The following is a 3,725-nucleotide window of genomic DNA, read 5'->3' on the forward strand; positions in this document are numbered from 1 at the left end:
TAAAGGGGCATCAGCAACATATAGAGACTTGGGGACAAGCCGATTAATTGCTTGCCGTAGTTACCGATAACATGCAAACCAATGAATGCGGTTCCTTAGGCTCCTCAGCACCACAGGTAAATATTGAGGAGCCCTCATTTGCCGCGGCTTATCCAGTAGCCCCTCATTAATTGAACGAATATATTCATTGAACTACCCGCTGCCTCCGCCATTAAGTGAACAATTGCCTCCGCATAAATCACGGATAATAAGTTGGCCATTCTCTCCAATGCATTAGCCGTGTCCAGCCTTAACTGGAGGCCGCTCCTAGTGGCGGAGCTCAGGAGAGTCACCAATAATTGAGTGGGCAAGGCAATTATTGTCGCCACGCCAACCGTTTGTCCCTACGCTCTCATTTCGCTCATTTTATATTCATTCACGATTGAGCGTAGGGACTTGGACCTCAGCCACCTACCAAGCCCTATGATAGGCGGGTCATGGGTCCCCGTCGAGCCCAACGGCACGAGGCTCCCACCTCCAGCCCTTTTCCTCAAATTATACAGCGAAACCACGTCCCTATGCCAGAGCTCACCGCCCACGGGGCACCTACCAACCCTCGGAGCATTGCCCCCATCGGGTCGATAGTTGATCATAGCCCCATGGATGGGGCACTTGCTCGACGTAAAGGCAGGATTAACCAAAATCACTGGAACACCATACTCCCCAGCCTTTTCTATTATAGTCCTCTTCATCGAGGCAAAGGCTGCGCGGTAAATCCTCAACCTAAGCTGTGGATCTCTGATGTTTCTAACCATGTGCTCCGGAGCCCTCTTCGGCAAGTTCTCCAGAACTACGGCGCTCCCAGTCTCAAGGGCCTCCTTAACAATAAGCTTAGCCAACTTCCTCCTAACATCAAGCTTCTTGTTCCCCTCCCTCAACCTCCTCAACTTCCTCCTCACATCCCTATCCCTAGTGGATTTGCCTCTCATAATCCCCTCCCTCCTATACTCATAACCCAGGGTAATCCTCTTAGTATTGGTCTCCAAAAGGACTGGCGTATTTCCAATTAAAACTGACACCGAGTCCTCGTTTAGGTCAACTGGGATTAAGCCCTCAGGCTCGTAGGGCTTTGGTTCATCCCTCTTGAAAATGATGTAGAGCTCAACGACGTTGCCCTTCAACAGCCCAAACCTAGCCTCGCTCGCCATCCTCCAACCATCATTATAATGCCTCCAGAAGATCTTGGGAAACATGGGGGAGAGCCTTACCCTACCCCTCTTTGTGGAGATTTCAACCCAACTGAGGCTGAACCTCCACAAGTGATCATCGAGATGGACGGTAATCCTCCTAATCTCAGGCTTATCAGTGTAATTCCTCCCCATCCTCCTCAACTTTTGAAAGCTCTTCAGTCTCTCGCTTGCATCCTCACATGCGGTATAAATGTAGTGGGACGGTAAGTCCTTATGCTTCTCCCTCTCAGCCCCGTAAATCCCGGCCTTAACCCTAATAAAGGATTTAGCTCCGCTCTCAAACCCATAATTCACAGCATTCTCCAGTATTGCCTTGTACTCCTCCTCAACCTCCTTGAGTGCAGAGTACGTGTTGTAATCGGCCTTAACCCTTAATCTTACTACCCTATCCATTTAGCTCGCCCATCAGCTTTTTTACGCCCTGAACTAGGAGTGTCTTTTTGTGGCTCCTAATCCCATAGATTTTTCCAGTGAACGAGGTTATTATGGAAATCAAGTCCTCCACGAGTTCTTGTGTGGCATCCTTGGGTTCTTCTCCGAGAATCGCCTCAATCCTTACACCCATGGTTGAGAAGAATTCTTCAAGGTATTCAAAACCGAATCGCGTCAACCTATCCTTATGGGTTATTAATATGACGTCAATGTTCCTTTCCTCAACTAGTTTGAAGAGTTTTAGTAGTCCCTTTCTTTGTGTGTTCAATCCGCTGGCGACATCTTTTATCACATCAACTACCTTGTAGCCCTTCGCCGTTGCGTATGAGGTTAGGTAGTTTATTTGCCTCTCCAGATCCTCTTGGTCCGCCGAGGAGACCCTTGCGTAAATTACCGCCCTTACTTCTCCCCTCCTCTCCAGGTACTTCTTTACCTCGCTGTAGGGTATCCTATACTTCCCGCCCTCAGTCATTACTGCCCTCATTTTTCCCTCCCTGATCCATCGTAGGAGCGTTGAGTATGAAATGCTGAGCAACTGGCAAGTCTCCTTAGGCCTCAGTAACCTCTCCACGAAATTAATTGATTATAGAAGAATATAAAAAGATTTCCATTAACATGAAAAAGGATTCTCCCCACGAGAAACAAGCATTAAAGCAGTCATTGTCCTCCTCTGCCAATACGAGTCATTGCGTGGGGAAGACAATATGTCCCGTAATTCCCCGCTAATTACGCTGAAACACTCATTCCCCGAGAAGAATTCGCTTACCCCGGCGGACCTACCATTTACGCAGTAAGCATCGGCAGCGTCATCAATCAATGCGGTGAGCCGTGGAGCTAACCTGCTTAATTCATCATCGTAATCCGACTCCCATCTAGATCCAACATGCAGCTGCGCATTTATGTGACGCATGAAGGGAGCAATATCGCCCCGCAACATGCCCTCAATATAGGAATCACTCATTAACTGTGATTGGGTGGGCAATTAATATAGTCTCCACCCAGCACCAATTAGACTGGGTAACAGTTATGGTGGACCGGGTGGGATTTGAACCCACGATCTCCCGCGTGCAAGGCGGATATCCTTCCAGGCTAGACTACCGGCCCTCATTCATGGCCCTTGCCCCATCCTTTTAATGCTTTTCGGCATTGCTGCTCACCCCCATTCTCGAGAGCATGGGCTTCACCCTGGAAACCACTCTCTCCGCCTCCTCCGGGGTCAATTCATGCTTGTTCCATCTATAGTTACCATAAAATGGAATCACATGGAAATGAATGTGAAAAACCACTTGGCCGGCATCCGCCCCATTATTCTGAAGCACCCTTACTCCAGTTGCGCCCAGTGATTCCTTCACGGCCAGAGCCACCTTCTTGGTTGCCTTAATTACTTTGCAGAGCAAGTCATCCGGCAACTCATAGATATTCTCATGATGCCTCCTCGGCATTACCAGTATATGCCCCTCGGCGGCCGGGTGCTTATCCAGGATAGCCACGACATCCTCATCCTCATAAACCACGTACCCAGGCGCCCTCCCATTAATTATATCGCAGAAAACGCAACTCATCAAAGGGGAACCTAGAGAAGCCGTTTAAAAAAATTCACTCTTCCCCCATTAATTACGGCGGGCAATGTGAAGCCTAGGTTCATGCCTAACCATGCTCCTCGCGATAATTAATTGATGATAAGTAATACGCGCCCATCACTATTGCGCCGCCCTCCCTTGCTGCCTCAATTATTCGACTCCCCCCCTCCCCCCCGCATTCATATATCAGTATAGCGTGTCCAATCTTGGATCGCGTGTCCGCGTATGCATATGATAATAATAGTTCCGCTCCGGTTTTCTCGCTTATCTTGGTTAGTACCCTGCCTAATTCCCCGNGCCTATCCATTAATGTTATGTCTAGTATACATACGCCTCTTTGGGCGGATAGCATTAATTCATATACCCTCGTGAACATGTCCTGGGCCTGGCTGAGGACGCCGGCGATATCGCCCATTTTCATTAATATTCAATAACCCATTAATAAACGTTTCCAGGCAGTTCCTTATCGCCGACGGAGGCAAGC

At 48.7% G+C, this 3,725-nt stretch carries 6 protein-coding genes and 1 tRNA gene; all 7 read right to left on the bottom strand.

The genetic code is table 11. The features are described 5' to 3' along the window. Positions 1-134 precede the first annotated feature (134 nt). The 7 genes from AT710_09330 to AT710_09360 all read right to left on the bottom strand — a co-directional run bounded on the left by AT710_09330 (position 135) and on the right by AT710_09360 (position 3,656). Entirely contained in the window at positions 135-368 is a 234-nt protein-coding gene (locus AT710_09330; GenBank protein KUO90206.1) for a hypothetical protein, read from the bottom strand. A gap of 15 nt (positions 369-383) precedes the next feature. Then, positions 384-1,622, bottom strand: coding sequence for a hypothetical protein (locus AT710_09335; GenBank protein ID KUO90207.1), 1,239 nt, complete (start codon positions 1,620-1,622; stop codon positions 384-386). Beyond that, positions 1,615-2,232 carry a hypothetical protein gene (locus AT710_09340; GenBank protein KUO90208.1) on the bottom strand — a complete coding sequence of 206 codons (618 nt, stop codon included), beginning with the start codon at positions 2,230-2,232 and terminating at the stop codon, positions 1,615-1,617. Before AT710_09340 ends, AT710_09335 begins: the two co-directional genes overlap by 8 nt. Positions 2,233-2,271: 39 nt before the next feature. Beyond that, the gene (locus tag AT710_09345) at positions 2,272-2,622 is read right to left on the bottom strand and encodes a hypothetical protein (GenBank protein KUO90209.1); all 351 of its coding nucleotides are present in this window, start codon (positions 2,620-2,622) and stop codon (positions 2,272-2,274) included. 66 nt (positions 2,623-2,688) lie between these two features. Continuing rightward, positions 2,689-2,765 (bottom strand) — tRNA-Ala (locus AT710_09350). 26 nt (positions 2,766-2,791) lie between these two features. Beyond that, the gene (locus tag AT710_09355) at positions 2,792-3,223 is read right to left on the bottom strand and encodes an HIT family hydrolase (protein ID KUO90210.1); all 432 of its coding nucleotides are present in this window, start codon (positions 3,221-3,223) and stop codon (positions 2,792-2,794) included. A gap of 85 nt (positions 3,224-3,308) precedes the next feature. Further along, on the bottom strand, positions 3,309-3,656 hold the full coding sequence (locus tag AT710_09360) for a hypothetical protein (GenBank protein KUO90211.1): 348 nt from the start codon (positions 3,654-3,656) through the stop codon (positions 3,309-3,311). Positions 3,657-3,725: the final 69 nt, after the last annotated feature.

The sequence above is a fragment of the Thermocladium sp. ECH_B genome, assembly GCA_001516585.1.
Lineage (GTDB): Archaea > Thermoproteota > Thermoprotei > Thermoproteales > Thermocladiaceae > Thermocladium.

Coding starts and splice junctions, on each gene's coding strand:
- AT710_09335 (KUO90207.1), bottom strand. CDS start 1,622: ATGGATAGGGTAGTAAGATTAAGGGTTAAGGCCGATTACAACACGTAC.
- AT710_09345 (KUO90209.1), bottom strand. CDS start 2,622: ATGAGTGATTCCTATATTGAGGGCATGTTGCGGGGCGATATTGCTCCC.
- AT710_09355 (KUO90210.1), bottom strand. CDS start 3,223: ATGAGTTGCGTTTTCTGCGATATAATTAATGGGAGGGCGCCTGGGTAC.